Annotated in this window: 18 protein-coding genes; 4 read left to right on the top strand and 14 right to left on the bottom strand. The window is 46.0% G+C overall.

Annotation, left to right across the window (positions count from 1 at the left end):
- Positions 1-121: 121 nt before the first annotated feature.
- The 4 genes from DVG79_RS09075 to DVG79_RS09090 are packed head-to-tail and all read right to left on the bottom strand — an operon-like array spanning position 122 to position 6,217.
- Positions 122-1,360: a glycosyltransferase gene (locus DVG79_RS09075; protein ID WP_114596422.1), complete on the bottom strand. Its 1,239-nt coding sequence runs from the start codon at positions 1,358-1,360 to the stop codon at positions 122-124.
- On the bottom strand, positions 1,357-2,679 hold the full coding sequence (locus tag DVG79_RS09080) for a glycosyltransferase family 4 protein (protein ID WP_233494564.1): 1,323 nt from the start codon (positions 2,677-2,679) through the stop codon (positions 1,357-1,359). Before DVG79_RS09080 ends, DVG79_RS09075 begins: the two co-directional genes overlap by 4 nt.
- Positions 2,574-3,575, bottom strand: a complete 1,002-nt coding sequence (locus DVG79_RS09085; RefSeq protein ID WP_114596423.1) for a methyltransferase domain-containing protein — start codon at positions 3,573-3,575, stop codon at positions 2,574-2,576. The genes DVG79_RS09080 and DVG79_RS09085 overlap by 106 nt, the downstream gene beginning before the upstream one ends.
- Positions 3,575-6,217, bottom strand: a complete 2,643-nt coding sequence (locus DVG79_RS09090; RefSeq protein WP_114596424.1) for a glycosyltransferase — start codon at positions 6,215-6,217, stop codon at positions 3,575-3,577. Before DVG79_RS09090 ends, DVG79_RS09085 begins: the two co-directional genes overlap by 1 nt.
- A 274-nt stretch (positions 6,218-6,491) precedes the next feature.
- Here DVG79_RS09090 and DVG79_RS16185 point away from each other — a divergent pair, with 274 nt between their 5' ends.
- Positions 6,492-6,653: a hypothetical protein gene (locus tag DVG79_RS16185; RefSeq protein WP_165871660.1), complete on the top strand. Its 162-nt coding sequence runs from the start codon at positions 6,492-6,494 to the stop codon at positions 6,651-6,653.
- 68 nt (positions 6,654-6,721) lie between these two features.
- Here DVG79_RS16185 and DVG79_RS09100 read toward each other — a convergent pair whose 3' ends face one another.
- Positions 6,722-7,714: an NADP-dependent oxidoreductase gene (locus tag DVG79_RS09100; RefSeq protein WP_114596426.1), complete on the bottom strand. Its 993-nt coding sequence runs from the start codon at positions 7,712-7,714 to the stop codon at positions 6,722-6,724.
- A gap of 190 nt (positions 7,715-7,904) precedes the next feature.
- Between DVG79_RS09100 and DVG79_RS09105 the strand changes: the two genes are divergently transcribed.
- Positions 7,905-8,966, top strand: a complete 1,062-nt coding sequence (locus DVG79_RS09105) for a PTS sugar transporter subunit IIC (protein WP_114596427.1) — start codon at positions 7,905-7,907, stop codon at positions 8,964-8,966.
- A gap of 49 nt (positions 8,967-9,015) precedes the next feature.
- Here DVG79_RS09105 and DVG79_RS09110 read toward each other — a convergent pair whose 3' ends face one another.
- The 3 genes from DVG79_RS09110 to DVG79_RS09120 all read right to left on the bottom strand — a co-directional run bounded on the left by DVG79_RS09110 (position 9,016) and on the right by DVG79_RS09120 (position 10,818).
- Positions 9,016-9,642 carry an HAD family hydrolase gene (locus DVG79_RS09110; RefSeq protein WP_114596428.1) on the bottom strand — a complete coding sequence of 209 codons (627 nt, stop codon included), beginning with the start codon at positions 9,640-9,642 and terminating at the stop codon, positions 9,016-9,018.
- A gap of 12 nt (positions 9,643-9,654) precedes the next feature.
- Positions 9,655-10,239: a DedA family protein gene (locus DVG79_RS09115; protein ID WP_114596429.1), complete on the bottom strand. Its 585-nt coding sequence runs from the start codon at positions 10,237-10,239 to the stop codon at positions 9,655-9,657.
- Between the two features lie 144 nt (positions 10,240-10,383).
- Positions 10,384-10,818: a YkvA family protein gene (locus DVG79_RS09120; RefSeq protein WP_026829007.1), complete on the bottom strand. Its 435-nt coding sequence runs from the start codon at positions 10,816-10,818 to the stop codon at positions 10,384-10,386.
- Between the two features lie 168 nt (positions 10,819-10,986).
- On the opposite strand from DVG79_RS09120, the gene DVG79_RS09125 reads away from it, so the two are divergent.
- Both DVG79_RS09125 and DVG79_RS09130 read left to right on the top strand, forming a co-directional pair.
- Positions 10,987-11,736, top strand: a complete 750-nt coding sequence (locus DVG79_RS09125) for an SDR family NAD(P)-dependent oxidoreductase (RefSeq protein ID WP_114596430.1) — start codon at positions 10,987-10,989, stop codon at positions 11,734-11,736.
- A 320-nt stretch (positions 11,737-12,056) separates the two neighbouring features.
- A complete protein-coding gene (locus tag DVG79_RS09130; protein WP_114596431.1) occupies positions 12,057-13,313 on the top strand; it encodes a murein hydrolase activator EnvC family protein in 1,257 nt (418 codons plus the stop codon).
- 69 nt (positions 13,314-13,382) lie between these two features.
- Here the strand turns inward: DVG79_RS09130 and DVG79_RS09135 are convergent, their stop codons facing one another.
- The 6 genes from DVG79_RS09135 to rluF all read right to left on the bottom strand — a co-directional run bounded on the left by DVG79_RS09135 (position 13,383) and on the right by rluF (position 19,438).
- Positions 13,383-15,032, bottom strand: coding sequence for a methyl-accepting chemotaxis protein (locus DVG79_RS09135; protein WP_114596432.1), 1,650 nt, complete (start codon positions 15,030-15,032; stop codon positions 13,383-13,385).
- Positions 15,029-16,006 carry a BMP family lipoprotein gene (locus tag DVG79_RS09140; RefSeq protein ID WP_114596433.1) on the bottom strand — a complete coding sequence of 326 codons (978 nt, stop codon included), beginning with the start codon at positions 16,004-16,006 and terminating at the stop codon, positions 15,029-15,031. The genes DVG79_RS09135 and DVG79_RS09140 overlap by 4 nt, the downstream gene beginning before the upstream one ends.
- Positions 16,007-16,159: 153 nt before the next feature.
- Entirely contained in the window at positions 16,160-16,825 is a 666-nt protein-coding gene (gene deoC / locus DVG79_RS09145) for a deoxyribose-phosphate aldolase (RefSeq protein ID WP_012369694.1), read from the bottom strand.
- Positions 16,826-16,901: 76 nt separating this feature from the next.
- Positions 16,902-17,786: an EamA family transporter RarD gene (gene rarD / locus DVG79_RS09150; protein WP_114596434.1), complete on the bottom strand. Its 885-nt coding sequence runs from the start codon at positions 17,784-17,786 to the stop codon at positions 16,902-16,904.
- Positions 17,787-17,808: 22 nt separating this feature from the next.
- The gene (gene rarD, locus DVG79_RS09155) at positions 17,809-18,684 is read right to left on the bottom strand and encodes an EamA family transporter RarD (RefSeq protein WP_114596435.1); all 876 of its coding nucleotides are present in this window, start codon (positions 18,682-18,684) and stop codon (positions 17,809-17,811) included.
- A 58-nt stretch (positions 18,685-18,742) separates the two neighbouring features.
- On the bottom strand, positions 18,743-19,438 hold the full coding sequence (gene rluF / locus DVG79_RS09160) for a 23S rRNA pseudouridine(2604) synthase RluF (protein ID WP_114596436.1): 696 nt from the start codon (positions 19,436-19,438) through the stop codon (positions 18,743-18,745).
- Positions 19,439-19,522 lie beyond the last annotated feature (84 nt).

The raw sequence follows: 19,522 nt of genomic DNA on the forward strand, positions 1-19,522 counted from the left end.
TAAATAAACAACGAACTTTTGTTGCATTCGCGAGAGAAACAACACAATCCGGTCCATTCCATTGTTCTTCAGCGTGGAATTACCTGCATCTTTGTTGTTTCCTGCCTCTGTTCTCGTTCATTCACTTCATTAATTCATGATAGACAGTCAATAATCGGTCTTTTTCTTTATCCCAGTTGTATTTCTGCCGTGCCTGCTTTGTTCGTTCTTTCATCGCCTGGCGTAACCCGTCCTCCTCGACGATTTGATTGACGGCAGCGGCAATCGCTTGCGGCGATTCAACGTCAACGAGCAGTCCGACGGCCTCTGCCTCGACGACACGACGGATTTCCGGTAAATCGGCTGCCACGACCGGCACAAGAGCTGACATGTATTCAAATAACTTATTCGAAGATGCCGAATAATGGTTAAAGCACACGTTTTGTAACACTTGAAACCCGACCGTCGCCGCTGCTGTATAGCTCGGTAACTGATCAAGCGGCACCTTATCAATAAAATAAATACGTTCTCGTTCTGAGGATTGAGACGCTAGCCGTTGAAGCTCCGGCTTGATTTTCCCGTCGCCAATGAACAGCAGTGTGCCGTTTCGGATCAAAGGCATCGCAGCAATCAACCGCTCGAGCCCCCGTCCTTCCTGAATACCGCCTTGATACAATAAAATCGGTTCTTTTTCTTCAATCCCAAGTTCTTCATGTAGCGGGCGTGCTTCTGGTACCGTTTCTTGATAGAACGGATAATTGTGCAACACGGCCGGACGCTCTCCATAAAGTGCTTCGTGATAGTCGGCCCGTGTCTCATTTTCAACCATCGTCCGATCCACAAATCGTAATAAGTGACGTTCCAATCCGCCTTGTCCTCTTCCATATCCCGTCCGATCCGTCTGGACTTCATGCGAATCGTAGACGATTTTCGCACCTTTCGCCGCTAAAATCGCTTGCGGTAATGTATTTAAATCGTTGGCATGCATGATATCGTAGTTTCGCTTACGTGCTGCCCGTGTCATCCGGACAATGCCGAAGCTGTTATAAAGCGCATAGCGGATAAACCGACTTTTCTGCAACACGTACAGAATCACTACAATCGGAATCAGCCAGGGAATGAACAAGAACAATCCTGCGCCAGCCAGAAGCGTAACCGGGTTACGCTTCTTCAGACGACGAAGGATTGTTTCAAAAGGAGGTGTCCTTTCAATTCGGATGATTCGAAAGCCGCCCGGATGATACTCCATTGCTGGTAATGTGCCATCATTGAGGCAATATAAATCGACGTGATTCCCTGCTTCCGCGAGCGCTGTACACTCCCGTAAAACACGTGCATCATTCGTAAACGTATTCCAAACAAACATCCCGACCCGTCTCATTTACTCACCCCTACTGCTTGGAAATTGGTTTTTCGAATGGCTTCAAACAATCGTTCCTGATTTTGTTCCCAGTCAAAATGGGTCTGGACGTACGCTACACCCGATTGACCCATTTCTTCACGCGCTTCCGGATGTTCTGCGAGATAACGGATTTGTCCGACGATTGTCTCGCGACAACGCTCCCGTGAGACGAATCCTGCTCCGGCCTCTTCAATCACTTTCGCAGCATGTCCTGAAACGGCTCCGACAATCGCACAGCCCATTGCCATATAGTCGATGATTTTTCCTGGCGTCACTGTATCGAATGCTGTACTCTCGACTAATGTCGCAAAGGCGATATCACTTTTGGCAAGTTGTTTCAGCGCGTCCCATCTCGGCATCGCATTCATGAAATGAATATTCGTCAGTCCGCGTTTTAAGACATGTTCTTCAAATTTTTCTTTATGATAGCCGTATCCGACGACATGAAATTCAATTTTTGAATCCTCTTTTAATCGCTCCGCTACATCAAGTAATAAGAATACGTCCTGCGCCAACCCGATATTTCCGGTATAGACGACGCGGACTTGCTCCGATACTTTCCGCCGTTTAATCAACCATTCGTTTTCTTCGATTGAATTCGGAATGTAATGAATTTTCTCCGGGGCAATTCCTTTGCTTTCGATATACGAACGAAATCCTTCACTGTTGATGACAATTTGATTGGCTCGATGATACATCCATTTTTCAAGCCAGTAGAGCGGCGCGAGCAGCAAGCGTGACTTCGTGATTCCGACACCGACCAATGATTCCGGCCACAAATCGCGGACGTCTAACACGAGTGGTGCTTTTTTGATGAACTTGGCAACGACTCCAACCAGTCCCATGAAGATGGAAGGCGTCGTCGCATAGATGTAGCTGTACTGTTTTTTATCCTGTCGTACTTCCCGGACCGCCAAGACAAACTGTTCTAAAAACAACCGGAGCCGTCGCCATAAGTTTGTCGTCGCCCGTAGATCCCGTGGTTGAATCCGGGTAATGTTAGCCGCATCCAAACTTGGTTCGTCCCAAAACATCGCATCCGTATACAATTCCGCCGTCGGGTACAGTGGTTCTGATGTCAGGACATGCACGTCACTGCCTTGTTGTTCCATCCGTTTAAAGATGTTTTTCATCCGGTTGGCGGCACTGCCGATTTCAGGATAAAAATTCTGACAGATCATCAAGACATTCATCATCTCCGGGCCCGTCTTTGTTTGAGCTTTCGTCGGAACTTCCAGTAACGGACGGCGATTTTTCCTAGCTTTGAATTTGCCAGTGATCGGTATTTTAATTTCCATTGTGTATTCGCCTCCAAGACATCCAGATTCGACACAAGTGCTCCTTCATACCGTTCGAGGACCAACTGATACTGTTGTGCCAACAGTGCAATCGTTTCTTCTTGTTCGGTCACTTGTTGTAACAGCCGTTCATGTTCTGATGATAACTCCGCATATTCCTGCTCATTGACCTGCTGTTTCAACTGTTTCTGCTCCCATTTCTTTTGCTGGTTTTTTAATCGAACGATTTCAGTCAAATGCATCCGCTCGATCGCTTCAAAAGCTGTTTCCAACCAGTCGATTTCTTGATTCGTCATACTGCGGATCGGTTGTTTTCCCTCATGAAGCGTCACAATCACGCCTAACCACTTGTCCATCCGCTCCAATCGATCAATCGTTCCATAGGGTGTCAATTGCTCTAACAAATGACGTAAATAATAAGTCCGCTTATGGTCGGCATAGTCATTGACACCAAACGGAACCGTTACGACAAGCCGTCCACCCGGTTTCAGGAATGAACATGCTTTTCGGACAAACCGTTCTGGTTCGCCGATATGCTCGAGAACTTCCGTCATCAAGACCGTGTCAAAACGTTGGCTGGTCGAAAACGTCATCAGATTTTCTTCTTCAAACTGAATCAATTCTTTGACCGAACGTGCTTCTTTCTCCAGTGCATTCCTCGACTCTGTGATGGCTTCCGGTGAGACATCGATTCCCACAACCTGTTTCCCTTCACGACCGAGTAAGATCGGCACGAGCCCTCCTGAACAACCGATATCGAGAATCTGACTGCCCTTTGTCTCACGAATAATCCAGTGAATCCGTGAGCGGACTTTTTTTCCGAACTGGACTCCGAGTTGGTCATAATAAGCGGCACGGATTTCATCTTTTGGTCGTATCATCTGTTTTGTCGGCATCACCGTACCTCCTCTAATAACAATGCTTGAATAGCATCAGTCTGTTTTTTATCCGCCAATTCAACGAATCGGCGGATCAACGGATTCGTCAATGTCACCGGTTCATAAAATGCGACAATCATTCGGAGGAGCGCGACGCTCGGACCAAAATCTTTATCACTGCAGTAACGTAGTTTCACCAGATACCAATGTTCAAAAAAGTGTTCGAAACGGGTTTCTTTGTACGCATCGAGGACACCATAACGTGCAAACTTTTCAGCCCGCGCCTTTTCCCGGACGACACTGCGTTCAAAGAAACGAACGGTCAGGGAGTTGACGGTCGAACCTGCTACTGCGGCGTAGTAATAATGAATGACCCGGTTGACGAGCAAGACACGGTCCGCATGCAACATCATTTCCTGGAAAAACAAGGAGTCTTGTCCGACGGCTCCGACGACTTGCTCCAGATGATGATTCTGCAAAAAGCTTTTCTTGACGACTAACGCTTGAATACTTTGGACGGAAAAACGGTTCTCGAGTAAATACGTTTTAGGTTGATCGCAAACCATCCGTCCTTCTTTCCGAACTTTCGGTAAAGCGATGATACTTGTTTTTTCAGCCAGCTTTTTCATATGTCCGACTGCAAAATCGAGTGTCGGGTCTTGATCGAGTTCAGTCAACAATTCGGCATACCGGTCACTCAATACCTCGTTATCAGGATCCAGGAACGCAATCCGTTCGGCACGCGCCAGTTCAACACCCTTATTACGCGGACGTGACGCACTGCCGCTTCCGCCTGTCGGGAACAGATAGGTTACGACGTTGCCGTGTCGTCGCGCAAGACGATTAATCGCTTGTAACGTCATCCGGTCTGTTGACCCATCATCCACTAAGATAATTTCCGTCTCGGCAAATCGATCCATTCGTTTTAAACTGGCAAAGCATTTATACGTGAGATGATATCCATTATTAAAAATCGGAACGACGACGGACAGTATCGGTGTTTCAACAGCAGATGACTTCCCTTGTTCGTTCCACTCGAGTGCATCAAGAAGCAGTGTTTTGCCTGCCATCTTCCCTTCACTGAACTGTTCATAGGAAAAGTCAGCACGCCAAATCATACTGCCGCCCGGCCGGCCTTGTTCGTCCTGAATGACGAACGGCACCTCATCTTGAGCTGTTTTACGGACAATGCTTGCGTCACTGTATTTAAACCCGTTCACTAAATCTTCAAGGTAGTACTCTCCGTATGACTCCATCCCATCAAGTACAGCGACTAAATCGGTCTGCTCATATAATTCTTTTGTCAGGTCTTCTTCGCGGTAAATCCAATCCGGTGTTACGGTTTGCTGTTCTAGCATCCGGTTTAGCTCCGGTGTCACTTGGCGTAAGACAACCAGGAGTTTCCGTCGCAACGGCTGGACCGGTAACTTCAGCAAACGGGTCATCTGATCAATCCGGTCATAGACGGTATGGGATGACATGACGGAACGAATGCCTTCTGCCCGGAGTCGCTTGACGTCGTCCTCGGTCGTCCGTTCTAAAATCGCTTGCGCCTCTTGATGATCATGAACGGTAAACACGTTCGGAAAATCATTGTTGACGGCGATGCTGTAATTCGACAAAATCAGATTTCCGAGTGCTTGGGATTCATAGATTCGTCGTGCACACATCGTTTTACTATATTTAATGCTGTTTAAATTCAACACCCAGTCATAACACTTACTGACTTGTTGCAATGTCTCATAAGGAATCGATGGTGCGACGCGCGAGACGTAACGTTGCGGAAAATGATAATCCGGTAAGTTCAACTGATAGTTGCGGTCAACGATATCGAGTGTATGATCGGAACGTAAGACACCATCAAACAACATCTCGGTGTCTTTGACACGCTCCGGATACTTTGCCATCCAGCTGCCGGCAAACAACACGTGTTTGTTTCGACTGCGTGTCGCACCAATCGGATTATGGATGATGGGATTGACCCCGAACGTTGTCGCTTCAATCCGGTCATGCCCGCATAACACCTGATATTCCGGAATCATCGCTTCGTCTGACGTTAAAATATAATCCGCTTCCTTTGCCACCCCACTAAAACGGTCAAAGTTGCTTGGATCCTCTGTCGATTGAAAAACAACAGGTATTTCTTTCCCCTTCACCTGACGAATCATTTCCATCAGACGGGCCCGTTTTTTGGAGGTCGGTGTGGCGACGCCTTTCCAGTCGTCTCCTTGCAGTCCTTTCCATGAGGATACGACCAGGAACAGGTCAATCGGTTTTTCAAATACCTCTTCAAACGTTGCCGGATTGACGTAGTGTAAGTGGAGTGCATCTTGATAGTAGGCATACATGAATTCGGAACAGACGATAGCAACTTCCAGTGGTCGCTGCTCAAAATAACGTGTTCCGCTGTGCAGGGGAATATCTGCATATGCAATCTCCTGTAACAATCCGCTGTTACTTTGTTCGTGATAAGTCGTTGTTGTTGAAGGACGTCCGGAAGTATTTGGTCGGATTCCGGTCTTCATCGTCAGTACCGGGAGTTTCTGTAAACGTTCAATGGAAGCAACACTTGCCTTTGATTCCAATCGAAGCCGTTGCTTCTCCTCGCGTACCCATTGAAGTTGTTTCATGACTGCTTTTTTAAATTGTTGTCCACTCACGCGTATACACCCTTCCTTCTTTCATCTCCCTATCAGTCTACGAGTCCAGTTCAAAGGAGACTTAAAGGATCTGCAAGGTTTTTGTAAAGACTTGGTGAAGCCATTAACGGTTTCCCGGACATTCGTCATGAAATCAGGACAAAAATGCGTGGAGTCGTTTTGGTTCACAACGTCTTTCGCACAAAACAATGAACTCAAACCTGTCGCTTTTCGTTTTAGAACAATCAATTGGGGTAAATGTAAAAGTATTGATGATAAGGGAGATGACAGAATCATGACGGATAAAAAACAAGACTTGCCAAACAAAACAGCAGATGTCGGCTTACACCCGGATCCGGAACCTGCGGAAACATCTGATCCCGGTATCAAACCGGCTGAAACACAGCATCCGGATCCAGATTTGGAAGAATTAAAAAAAGATCCCGCTGATCAATAATAGGATTTCCCATAAAAAAAAGGTTTTGCTCTCCCATAAAGGAAAGCAAAACCTTTTTTGACGTCTTCTTATAACTTGACCAACAATTTTCCGGTATTCGACCCATCAAACAGTCCGAGAAACGCATCCGGTACTTGATCAAACCCTTCAAAAATCGTTTCTTCATACTTTAATTCACCGTTACTAACCCATTGTCCGAGCTGTTCCGCGGCCTCTTTAAAACGTTTTCCGTAATCTCCGACTAAGAAACCTTGCATCCGGGCGCGGGCGATAATGAGTTTGGATTGCACACGTGGACCAATGTCTTCTTTTTCATTGTAACCGGAAATTGCTCCACAGACTGGGATACGGGCAAATGGATTTAAACGGTTGAGTACTGCATCACCGATCTCCCCGCCGACATTTTCAAAATAAACGTCGATGCCGTCCGGACACGTCCGATCGAGTGCTTCTCCGATTTGCTCCGTTTTGTAATTGATGACTTCATCAAATCCGAGTTCTTCTGTGAGATACTGAATTTTTTCATCACTTCCCGCAATACCGACGACCCGTGCACCTTTGATTTTAGCAATTTGTCCGACAATCGATCCGACTGCTCCGGCTGCTGCCGAGACGACAACCGTTTCACCGGGCTGTGGATTCCCGATATCCAGTAATCCGAAATAAGCCGTCATGCCGGTCATCCCAAGTACACCAAGTGCTGTTGAGACAGGTGCCAGTGATGCATCAATTTTACGGACTTGTTTGGCATCCACGACTAATTTTGTTGCCCAATCAAGCATTCCAACGACGATGTCGCCGACTACGAGTGTATCCGCTTTTGATTCGATGACACGTGCGACTACGCCTCCTTGAATCGGTGCATCCAATTCAAATGGCTGAGAGTAAGAGCGGGAATCGTTCATTCGTCCCCGCATGTATGGATCAACTGAAATATAAAGCGTCTCTAACAGGACTTGATCCGTTTGCAACTCATTCAGTTCAATCTTTTCGTACCGGAACGTCTCCCGTGTCGGACGTCCATCTGGTCTTTTGGCTAATACGATTTGTTGTTCTGACATAACTGTTCCCTCCCCGATTTTTACTCTTTCACTCTAGCAGTCCTATTCCGGAAGTGCGAATACTTCGCCTTTCATTTTTCAGAAAATTCCATTTTTGTCTTGACGTTCGAAAAAGTCTTTCGTATGATTAAACACAATTCATCGCTTTTATACTGTTGTGCATAAAAGCAATACATAGGGAGTGATTTTTATGAAGACGACTTCGAAACGGTTCGATCGCCAATTCGGAATCCATGTGTTAAACGGTCTTAGTATCGGAATTTTAGTTGCACTTATCCCCGGAGCTTTGCTTGGCGAACTTGCCAAAGCTTTGCTGCCTTACTTTTCCCCTGCCCAACATATCATCGACTCGACTGCGCTGGCGATGCGTCTGTTACCGATGGTGATTGGTGTCGCTGTAGCGATGCAATTTAAGACATCCCCCATCGAAACCACCTCGATTGGTTTGGCGACCGTCGTCGGATCAGGTGTCGCAAGCCGGACCGATACAGCCGGCTACCTATTCGTCGGGACCGGTGATGTCATCAACGCCGGATTGACAGCAGCCATTGCAACGGCTCTCGTTCTGTGGATCGGCAATCGGTTTAAAACGTATACTGTCCTCGTCATTCCGACTTTAATTATTGTCGGAGCAGGCGGGATCGGTGTCCTGACCTATCCGTTTGTCACACAAATCACTGCCAGTATCGGTCAGTTGATTACACATTTTACGGTCCTTCAACCTGTGTTGATGGGAATCACGTTAGCCGTCACCTTCTCTGTCCTGATTGTCTCTCCCTTGTCGACCGTCGGTATCGCAACTGCCATCAGCTTATCCGGTATTGCCGCCGGTGCTGCCAACTTAGGTGTCTGTGCCGCCGGATTCGGACTTGCGATTGCCGGCTGGCAAGCCAACTCACGTGGAACGTCGATTGCACACTTTTTGGGATCTCCTAAAATTCAGATGGCAAATTTCATCCGAAATCCTATCATGATTTTACCTGTCATGTGCAGTGCAGCAGTTCTCGGCGGACTGGCTGGTGTTCTTGGAGTTGAAGGAACACCGTTCAGCGCCGGATTCGGTATGTCGGGGCTGATTGGTCCGATCAATGCCTTACATTTGATGGCCGGTGGTTGGACATGGGGCAATATCTCGATTGTCTTCGGTCTGTTCATTGCTTTGCCAATCCTTCTTTGTCTGTTTTTCCATCACGTATTCCGCCGTTTCCGTCCATGGACGAATCACGAACAATACCGTCTTGATTTTGATTGATACAAAAAAGAAGCGACGCTGTCAGCATCGCTTCTTTTTTGTATCTTTATTATACGTATTTCAATACGTCCATCGGTGTCTCTAACTGATAATCAGCCGAATTCCATTCCTGTTCCGTTCCGAAACCGAACCGGCAAATGGCAACAGGCATCTGTTGGATTCGTGCGGCTTCGACGTCCGATGAACGGTCTCCGACCATCAAATATTCGACCGCTCCGAATTCTTCTCGATGGGCTGCTAGAATATCGGCTTTTTGTTTACCTTGAACCGACTCCAGACATTTTGGACTTGTAAAATACGAGCGAATGTTTTGACTGTCGAGCACTAGATTCAAATAGTGAACGCCGCAATTGCTTGCTGTCGAAACGATGTGTCCTTGTTTGTTCAACGCTTCTAACGTCTCACGAATCCCGTCAAACAAAACATCCTGTCCCGCCATCGTCTGTTCAAGATGATGGTGACGTTTTTTTCGAATCGCGCGAATGTCTTCTTCTGAAGCATCCGGAATCGCTTTTCTCCAAAAAGCATCCCCTGCCAAACCATAACTGGACTGCACACTCTCTTTTGATGGTTTGACAAGATGCGGCATATCTTCCATCGCCAGATGAATTGCCTCCGTCATTTGATTGGTTGAATCAATCAATGTTCCATCGATATCAAATAAAATCACTGCCATGTGAACACTCCTCTATTTTTTTAAAGCGTTTTGTTTTTTCATAAGCGTTTTCTTCCGGAAATAAACATATCCGGCTCCGAATACGAGTAACCCGATGAGCCAAGGTGTATAGTGATGGAGTTCATGATGCCGTCCCATCATACCATGCCCCAGTTTTTTCCCGCCCCAAATGAAAAAGGCCGACCAGGCGAAAAAGGAGATTGTCGTGGCAATCGTGAACGTCAACCGTGAAACACCTGTCAATCCGGCCCCGATGGCAAATCCCATCCGCCACATCGGCGACAACAACAAGATAAAACGTCCGCGTGTGTCCATTTGACGTTGAAACTGATTCATCTTCGTTTCAGAAATCCGAAACCATTTAAATACACGGGCCAGTAAGCGGTCACTTCCGAGCCGACCAATCGTAAAGAAAATGTTTTGACTGACCACAAAACTGAGTACTGCGACGATCAACATAATGATGAGATTAAATTGCGTCGTATGTACCAGGTAACCCGCATAAGCTAAAGGGACTTCACTCGGTAAAAATGGAAACATCAACGTCAACATCATTCCGAAATAGCCATACGATTCAATCCACGAATGCCAAGCCATGATCCCCCCCCTTTCACTGGATTTTTCTTCTAACTCCAGTGTAACGAACTTTTGAGGTAGCGTACAGAAATCGTGTTCGGCTTCACGACTAAAAACCCTGCCGCTGACTCCATGTCAGTGGCAGGGCAGAATCAATTCATGCGATTAATACGCATCTTCACTTTGGAGCGGTTGTGTGCTTGCTTTTTGTTGCTCATCTTGCCAGTCACTAAAACGTGTCAATTCTTCAAACACCGTTTTTGTCACGAACAGAACGATGGCGATATCATCCGCAAAACCAAATCCAAGTACAAAATCAGGGACCAGATCAATTGGAGAAACGAGATAGATCAAAGCACCGATCACTTTCAAAATCGTCGTCCGGCGAATATTTCGATATTCACCTGACTGGTAAGAACGAACCATGTCGACAAACAAGCGAACTGGTGAGAAAACAACTGATAAACTTGAATTTTTATTTATTTTATCAATTGCTCGTTTTAGCATCGAATTGGTTTTTTTAGGTTGATTAATATACGCTTTAGCTTCATCTGCATATTTTTCTTGTTCTGTTTCGAGCTTTTGATTTGATAAATCCATCAAAAATCCCCCATTCAACATAATAATAGCGTTAGCTATTCTCTATGTTCCCTAATGCCTATCTGGATAATCCTTTCTTCAAGGATCCAGTATGTTTTAATCGATTCGTTTTCGGCTATCTGATTATAGCAGTCTACTTAACTACACATTCCCCAGGAGGAATTTACAATGAATCATATCAATCATACTGTCATCATCACAGGTGCTGCTAATGGCATCGGAGCTACACTTGCCAAGAGTTATGCCAAGGAAGGCGCATCGGTCATTCTGGCCGACATTGATCAAATGACCGGTGACGACCTTGCATCGGAAATCGAAGCTGACGGCGGAACCGCTTATTTTTATCATCTGGATGTTCAAGATGAACAAGACGTCAACCTATTGATTGATAAAGCGATCGAACATACCGGCCGGATTGATATCCTGATTAACAATGCCGGCATCATGGTTCGTAAACCGTTACTTGAATTATCATTGGAGGAATGGGACCGTGTTCAACATACCAACCTGCGGAGCATCTTTTTAACGACAAAAGCCGCCACCCCTTATCTGAAGAAAAACCCGGCCGGTGGACGGATTGTCAATTTGGCCTCCACCCGTGCCTTTATGTCCGAGCCGGATACGGAATCTTACGCGGCTACGAAAGGCGGGATTGTCGCATTGACGCATGCTTTGGCCGTCTCTTTAGGACCCGACCGGATTTTAGTCAATGCGATTGCCCCCGGCTGGATTGAAACCGGAAATTATCATGAACTTTCACCAGAAGATCATAGCCAGCATCCGGCTGGACGAGTCGGAAAACCTGAAGATGTCGCCCGGGCTGCTTTGTTCTTAACGAATCCTGATAACGACTTCTTAACGGGAGAAACATTGGTTCTCGACGGCGGAATGACACGAAAAATGATTTACGAAGAATAAGGCAAAACTAATCTATATAACCTTTTTGTTGATGCATCAAACGCTTCTTTTTTCAGTTCTTCTTAATATTACAAAAACATATCATCCCTTTTTTAAAAGTGAATCCTCGTATTCACTTTTTTTATTTTTTCTTCTTTCCTGTTTTGCCAATAGCTTTCTCTCTTTTTTGAAAGAGTTCAAAGAATGATTTACAGAAAGGAATGTTACTCCCTGATAATTTCCATATAATATTTTTAATGAAACTGTAACGGAGACTTGACCTATTTCTTGTTAGAGTAGAACAGGTAACATTTTAAAACATGTATCTGATTTAGGAAGGAATGATTGATTCAACTATGAAATCATCTTTAAAGCAAACACTCGGTCTGTCCCTCATGACGATGACATTACTCTTCAGTCCACTTGTCCATCCGGTCGGAGCGGCAAGTTCTTATAAAGAAAAACAACAGCAAAACCATAAGCAGCAGTCAAAACAAAAACAAGCTCTCTCGAAAACGACAGCTCAATTGTCCAAAGCCCAGCAAAAGGTCTATGCCCTTGATCAACAAATCAATGGATTGACGTTGCAGGTCGTTGAGAATCAGCAAAAAATTGATCGAAACCGTAAGCAGATTAAACGATTGGAACAAAAAATTGATGCCTTGCGCGAAAAGATCAACAAGCAGGAAAAAATGCTCGGAGACCGGTTAGCAGTCCGCCAGTCAAAAGCAGATGAGGATCCGCTTCTCGAAGCCGTTTTCGGTGCCAAGGATGTCGGCGATATGATCAGCCGGTTTAATGCTTTTAATACGATTGCTGAAAGCGATGCTTCTTTATTAAAAGATTACGAACAAAATAAACATCAATTGGCACTTGCTCAAAAAGAATTGAAGCAAACCCGTGTCGATTTGATTGATGATCGCACGCTTCTAAAAAAGAAACAGCGTGAATTAAAAGCAGAAAAGATTAAACGAGCGACGTTGCTGAAGCGCTTGAAGACAGAAAAACGTTCCATCGAAACAAATATCCTGAGCTTAAAAGATGCAGCTGCTCAATTAAAAGCACAGGAAGTTGCTGCCCGTTCAGCTGCCCGAGCTGCACGACTAGCAGAAAAACAAGCAGCCGCGCAATCGGCGCAACCTGCTTCTGTTACAAAAGCAAGTACAAAAGTCCTGTCAAAAGCAACAGGAAAGTTCATTAAACCGGCTGCCGGTTCCATTTCACAAGGAATGGGTGCTGCCAGCGGAAGTAACGGCTATGCGTACCATAACGGGGTTGATTTTGCGGGTCCACTGAATTCGCCAGTCGTTGCTTCTGCGAGTGGAACTGTCATTCAGGCAAGCTCCGGCGGTCCTTACGGTAATCACGTCTATCTGTCACACAGCATCGGCGGAAAAACGTATACGACCGTTTATGCGCACATGAATTCTCTGACCGTCAAACAAGGGCAACAGGTGAAACAAGGGCAACAAATCGGTAACCTTGGAAGTACCGGAAATTCAACCGGTCCCCACCTTCATTTTGAGATTCATGACGGCGGTTATCAATACAATGCCAATGGCCGGACAAACGAACTGAATCCAAGTGACTTCTTTTAACTCACTGTTGATGCAAAATCCCTCACCGGAATAACTCCGATGAGGGATTTTTGGATGTTTCTTTTTGAATTATAGTTTAAACTGACTGGTTTGTTGATCGAGTGAAGTCGTCGTTTGTTCCAGTTCCAGCATAAGTTGATGAATTTGTTCGAATGATGCTTGTTGGTCACGCATCGATGCCGCGACCTCTTCGTTCCCCGCAGCCAGTTCTTCCATCACTCCACTGACTGAGCTGACCTGATTGACCACTTGATTGGCCTGGTCTTTCGATTGTAGTAACTGTGTCGTCATAAACTGGACGGCTTCCGTTACATCCGTCACGTGACCACGGGTTTCTTCGAATGCTGCTGTCACCTCAGCAAAGTTTTGGACCTGATGTGCTTGTTCTTTTTCAGATTGAAGTAACGCTTCCTGCAAAATCGCTCCGTCTGCCCGAATTGAACGAACGAGTGAGAAAATAGAGCGGGTTGCTTGATGTGTTTCATCCGCCAGCTTTTTCACTTCACTCGCCACGACAGCAAAACCACGTCCTGCTTCTCCTGCCCGTGCCGCTTCGATCGCAGCATTTAACGATAGTAAATTCGTTTGTGCCGAGACACTTGAGACGAGTTGCGCCATCTGTTCGATTTGCTGTGTTTGTTGCAAGAATCCAGCCAACTTGCGACCGAGTTCCTGATTTTGAAGAGTAGCCGTCGCCAGTGATTCCGCTTGTTCCTGCATGATGGTGGCACTTTTCCCCATCGTCGTATCGGCGAGTTGTCCTTGACTCAACGCCTGTTGTGCCCGTTGTTCACTTTGTTCAAACAATGTACTCATATCCGTGATTGTACTGACTGTCGTTTGTAAGTCATCCGAGACGGTTTGCGTACCACTGGCCATTTCATTGATGGCATGTGTCATGTTTCCGGATACTTCGACGATATTGGCATTTTCAGTTGTCGCTTGTTCGCTCATCTGATTAATGGTCGTCGACGTTTGGCTGATTGTTCCGATGACGCCATGTAATGTCCCTTGCATTTGGGCGATTGCTGATTCGAGACGGCCAATTTCATCCGTCCGTCCTGATACCTGCAGTTGTTGTGAGACATCCCCTTGCGAAATCTGTTCCGCCGTTTTAACGACCCGGCTGATCGGACGTGTGATGCTCCGCGCAAAGTACCAGTTGTAGAGTGCTAATGCAATCAGAAGGATGAATGTCGCGATTAAAACTGAACGTGTCAGATTCAACGTTTTGTCTTTCGCTTCTTGTTGCAGTACATCGTAAAATTCACCGTTCTTCGTATGTAACGTGTATAAATCGCTGAGTACCCCTTCCACCTGGGCCGCATGGGAACGGATCGCGATTGGATCAAGCGCATTTAATAATGTCGTCCGTTTCTCCGCTAAGACCGTATACTTCATTTTGGCACGATTCAAATCAGGTTTAAACCGATCAATCAAATAAGTTTTTTGTAATGAATCAACAGCTTTTTCATTTTTTTCACTCAAGGCAAGTGCCTGCTCTTTTTGATTTTCTGACGGCTGGCTGGCTAACCGGTTCCAGGCTGCCTGCTCATACAGTAGTTTAGTCTCCAGTTCTGAAATCTCGACTAACTGTTTTCCGTAATCCTCATTGTAGGACTGGATTTGCCGCAACTCGAATAATGTCCAACCCATCAGGGCGACGACACTGACAATCGTCACGAGTGTCGAAATTAAAAATCGTTTTCGTAACGTCATTGGACCTTCACCTTGCCTTCCAGTATTTCTTGTTTCAATTGTTCGAGTCGTTGCAGTTCCTTCGCTGTAAAGTTGGCATTACGAATCGGTGCTAATTGAATGGCTCCATCTTTGACCCCTAACACGATTTGACCGGATTGAAGACCGGGCTCTTTGACGCTGTCGCCAATTTTCGTAATCGCAAGATCGACCTGTTTTAACATCGATGTCATGACGGCATCCGGGGCAATTGCCGTTTGATCACTGTCGACACCAATTGCCTTATTGCCTTTTTCTTCTGCCGCTTCCAGAACACCGCTTCCGGTCAGTCCTGCTGCCGCATATAACACATCCGCTTCTTTTTTCATTTGAGCGTTTGCCAGTTCCCGTCCTTTGTCCGGTGCAGCAAAGTCTTCCGCATAATCGACAAGGACACGGATATCCGGATTGACGGCTGTTGCACCGGCCCGGTAGCCTTTTTCAAACTTTTCAATGAGCGGCGACTTCATACCGCCGATGAAACCAATCGTTTCACTGTCAGATTGGATTGCTGCCGCTGCCCCCGCCAGATAACTGCCTTCATCCTCTTTAAATGTGACGGATAATACATTCGGTAGTTCTGACACGGCATCAATCAATGCAAACTGCTGTTTTGGATACTGTTTAGCAACTTTCTCTAAGTCCGCCTGTCCCATGAAACCGAGACCGACGACAACGGTCGGCTGTTGTTTCGCTAATGTGGCAAATGCCGCTTCATATGATTTTGTTTCGCTCAATTCTCTATAATCAATGAACCAGTCTTCTTTTTCACGCAGTAAGGACATGCCGCTCATGGCTGCATCACTGAATGATTGATCCCCTAATCCGACATCGGATAAGACGACTGCCATTTTTCGACGCTCCTTCACTGCTTGTTGCGGATCATCGATGACACTTCCACAACCCGCCAGACCGATTGTCAATGCTAGTATGGACAAACTGAATCGTTTTGACATATTTCCACTTCCCTCCACTGTTCTACAATGGATTATCGGAAAGGTTGTCTGACTTCTTAACCTAAAAATAAAATTCAGAATTGTTTTAAAACAAAAACGTGTCCTTCCCGCAACAACAGTTGCAAAAAGAACACGTCGGTCTATCAGATTAAATTAGTAATCGCTGTCTGAAGTTCCACCTGTAACGATGGCAATTCCGGCAGAAGCACCGATACGTGTTGCGCCAGCATCGATCATTGCTTTTGCGCCTTCGAAATCACGAACGCCGCCTGAAGCTTTAACACCGATGTCAGGTCCGACTGTTTCACGCATGAGACGGATATCTTCTACCGTTGCGCCGCCTGTCGAGAAACCAGTTGACGTCTTGACAAAATCTGCACCTGCTTTGACTGATAACTCAGCAGCTGTTTTAATTTCTTCTTTTGTTAAGAGACAGTTCTCGAAGATGACTTTGACGAGTGTCCCGTTTGCTGCTTCGACAACCGCACGAATGTCGCGTTCAACAAGTGAAAGATCGCCGTCTTTTAATGCGCCGATATTTAAGACCATATCGATTTCTGTTGCTCCGTTTTTGATGGCATCTTGTGTTTCAAATGCTTTTACTTCTGGTGTGTTTGCACCAAGTGGGAAGCCGATGACTGTACAGACTTTAACTGCGTCGTCTGATTTCAAAAGTTCTGCTGCGAGTGCTACGTTTGTCGGGTTGACACAGACGCTTGCAAATTTGTATTCGAGTGCTTCCTTACAAAGTGTTTCGATTTGAGCACGTGACGTTTCTGCTTTTAAAGCGGTATGGTCGATCATTCCTGCTAAATTCATGATTCATTTCCTCCTTAAGGATATCCCTTAGACTCTGTTTCCATTCTATCACGCAAGAGGTCAGACTTCTATCTTTTTACGCGACTTTTCGCAACTGTTTTTTCCGAATCAATAAACCATTCAAGGTAAAGACAAGGGCAGCCGACCAAATGAATGTAAACGCAATCAAGTGCGTTCTCGTAAAGGGTTCATCGTACAGAAGAACTCCGATGGCAAGCGACAACGTCGGAGCTACGAATTGCAGAAAACCGACGACTGTAAACGGAATCCGCTGCGCTCCAAATCCGAACAATAATAACGGAACAGCGGTAATGATCCCCGTCAAAAAGAGTCCGATCATCACAAAGGGAGACGACGTAAATGTCTCTTGCCCACTGATCCCCATATATCCTAAGAACAGGATGGCGATCGGTAACGGAGCCAGTGTTTCAATCGTCAAACTGACCGTTGACTCAAGCGGCCGTTGTTTTTTGACGACCCCGTAAAAACCAAAGCTGAAGGCGAGCGCCAACGAAATCCAAGGAAACTTTCCGTAGCCGATCGTCAGAATCAAGACGCCAATCGTCGCAAGGAGAATCGCAAGCCATTCAATCCGTGACAGTTTTTCCCGGAAAAAGAACACCCCGAAAACGATGCTGACAATCGGATTGATGTAATACCCAAGCGATGCTTCGACAATAAAATTATGATTGACCGCCCAGATGTAGATGAACCAGTTCATGCTGATGATCAGCCCGTTCAGGAAAAAAAGACGACGGGTAAACGGGTTTTTCAATGCCCCCGTAAACTTCGGCAATGCTTTTTGAAGGGATAATAATAACAGTAAGAAAATAAACGACCAAACGATCCGGTGGGCTAAAATCTCTTCGCTCGAGACGGTCGCAAGTAATTTCCAATAGATTGGCAACAAACCCCAAATGACATAGGCCGATAATGTTGCGATAAAACCTGATTTATTCATAAATAATTTCCTCTTTTCTCAATCACGATACTTTTTTCATCTTCATCCGTCCGCTTGATATCCCACTGATTGTAAAGACCGCGACGGCCAACCAAATAAACAGGAACGCGATGAAGTGAATCGGTGTAAAGATGTCATTGAATAAAAAGACACCGAGAATCAAGGTCAAGGTCGGAGCGATATATTGTAAAATCCCGACATAAACGAACGGAATCTTCGGCATTCCGTATCCAAACAACATCAATTGAATCGCCGTCGCCACCCCTAACATGACGATGGCTAACAGCGCTTCCGTCGGCAAGGCGAGCGGATTCGCTCCGGTCAGACCAAGCGTCAACAAAGCAAACGGCAGCGTGACCAGTGTTTCAAGAAACAGACCGGATAACGGTTCTGCCGCCGCCTTCTTTTTAAGAACGCCGTAAAAAGCAAATGAGATGGCGAGCGAAAACGCGATGATCGGAAACTTTCCGTACCCGAACGTTAAAATCAGGACACCCGTGACGGCACTCACGATTGCGAGCAACTGGGCCCGGTTCAAACGTTCACCGAAAAATAATAAGCCGAACAAGACACTGACCAGTGGATTAATATAATAGCCGAGTGACGACTCGACGAGATACCCTTCACCGATTGCGTATAAATACAAGGTCCAGTTTCCCCCAAGGACAAGTCCTGCCGTTAAAACGGTATTCCGTTGACGTTTGCTTCGCCAAAGTTGCTTGACGTGCTTAAACTTCCCTGTCAGTCGCAGTAACAACGTGACAAAGATAAAAGCACTGATGATGCGAATCGAGACGACCGTCCAGGCCGGTACCTCATCCGCAAACAGTTTGTAAATCGGTAACAATCCTCCGATCACATAGGCGACGAACGTCGCACTCATTCCCCGTTTATCCACGATGAACCCCCTTCAATGTATACAAGTAAAGCCGCCATCATCATGGCGACTTTTCAGCTTATTGTTGATCGAGAATCTGGAACAATGTCTTCATTTCCGACTCCGTCAAATCACGCCATTCCCCGATCGGTAAATCACCGAGTTCGACGTTCATGATCCGGACGCGTTGCAGGCGTTTGACACGGTACCCGAACTCTTTACACATACGGCGAATTTGCCGGTTCAATCCTTGTGTCAAAACGATTCGGAACGTCCGCGACTCGAGCTGTTCGACGACACATTCCTTCGTCGTCGTTCCCAGAATGTCGACGCCGCTTGCCATCCCTTCAATAAATGTTTCCGTAATCGGTGCATCGACCGTCACGATATACTCTTTATCATGATTGTTTTCTGCCCGTAAAATCCGATTGACGATATCCCCGTCGTTCGTCAGGATAATCAATCCGTCCGAGTCTTTGTCGAGTCGTCCGATCGGGAAAATCCGTTTCGGATGATTGACGAAATCAATGATATTCCCTTCGATGTCACGTTCTGTCGTACATGTGATGCCGACCGGTTTGTTTAAAATCAAATACTCGAGTTCCGGCTTTGCCTGAAGCGGCTGTCCGTCAATTTCGACGGCGTCCGTTTTTTCGACCTGCGAGCCGAGCTCAGCTACATTTCCGTTAATGGTCACACGTCCGGCATCGATGAGCTTATCTGCTGCCCGGCGGGAACAAAATCCTGTTTCACTAATAAATTTATTGATTCGCATAAGTGGATGTCCTCTTTCTCTTTTGTAATCTTTACTCAGTGTAGCGTATCCGTTACCTGAAAACAAAATAATTTATCGGCAGGA

It is taken from the genome of Exiguobacterium sp. RIT594, assembly GCF_003339585.1.
Lineage (GTDB): Bacteria > Bacillota > Bacilli > Exiguobacteriales > Exiguobacteriaceae > Exiguobacterium_A.

What these genes read in the sequence shown, in the direction of transcription:
- DVG79_RS09075 (WP_114596422.1), bottom strand. Translation starts at nt 1,360, where the DNA reads ATGAGACGGGTCGGGATGTTTGTTTGGAATACGTTTACGAATGATGCA.
- DVG79_RS09115 (WP_114596429.1), bottom strand. Translation starts at nt 10,239, where the DNA reads ATGGCTTGGCATTCGTGGATTGAATCGTATGGCTATTTCGGAATGATG.
- DVG79_RS09120 (WP_026829007.1), bottom strand. Translation starts at nt 10,818, where the DNA reads ATGGATTTATCAAATCAAAAGCTCGAAACAGAACAAGAAAAATATGCA.
- DVG79_RS09105 (WP_114596427.1), top strand. Translation starts at nt 7,905, where the DNA reads ATGAAGACGACTTCGAAACGGTTCGATCGCCAATTCGGAATCCATGTG.
- DVG79_RS09110 (WP_114596428.1), bottom strand. Translation starts at nt 9,642, where the DNA reads ATGGCAGTGATTTTATTTGATATCGATGGAACATTGATTGATTCAACC.
- rarD (WP_114596434.1), bottom strand. Translation starts at nt 17,786, where the DNA reads ATGAATAAATCAGGTTTTATCGCAACATTATCGGCCTATGTCATTTGG.
- DVG79_RS09130 (WP_114596431.1), top strand. Translation starts at nt 12,057, where the DNA reads ATGATTGATTCAACTATGAAATCATCTTTAAAGCAAACACTCGGTCTG.
- rluF (WP_114596436.1), bottom strand. Translation starts at nt 19,438, where the DNA reads ATGCGAATCAATAAATTTATTAGTGAAACAGGATTTTGTTCCCGCCGG.
- DVG79_RS09125 (WP_114596430.1), top strand. Translation starts at nt 10,987, where the DNA reads ATGAATCATATCAATCATACTGTCATCATCACAGGTGCTGCTAATGGC.
- DVG79_RS16185 (WP_165871660.1), top strand. Translation starts at nt 6,492, where the DNA reads ATGACGGATAAAAAACAAGACTTGCCAAACAAAACAGCAGATGTCGGC.
- deoC (WP_012369694.1), bottom strand. Translation starts at nt 16,825, where the DNA reads ATGAATTTAGCAGGAATGATCGACCATACCGCTTTAAAAGCAGAAACG.
- DVG79_RS09100 (WP_114596426.1), bottom strand. Translation starts at nt 7,714, where the DNA reads ATGTCAGAACAACAAATCGTATTAGCCAAAAGACCAGATGGACGTCCG.
- DVG79_RS09135 (WP_114596432.1), bottom strand. Translation starts at nt 15,032, where the DNA reads ATGACGTTACGAAAACGATTTTTAATTTCGACACTCGTGACGATTGTC.
- DVG79_RS09080 (WP_233494564.1), bottom strand. Translation starts at nt 2,679, where the DNA reads ATGGAAATTAAAATACCGATCACTGGCAAATTCAAAGCTAGGAAAAAT.
- DVG79_RS09140 (WP_114596433.1), bottom strand. Translation starts at nt 16,006, where the DNA reads ATGTCAAAACGATTCAGTTTGTCCATACTAGCATTGACAATCGGTCTG.
- DVG79_RS09085 (WP_114596423.1), bottom strand. Translation starts at nt 3,575, where the DNA reads ATGCCGACAAAACAGATGATACGACCAAAAGATGAAATCCGTGCCGCT.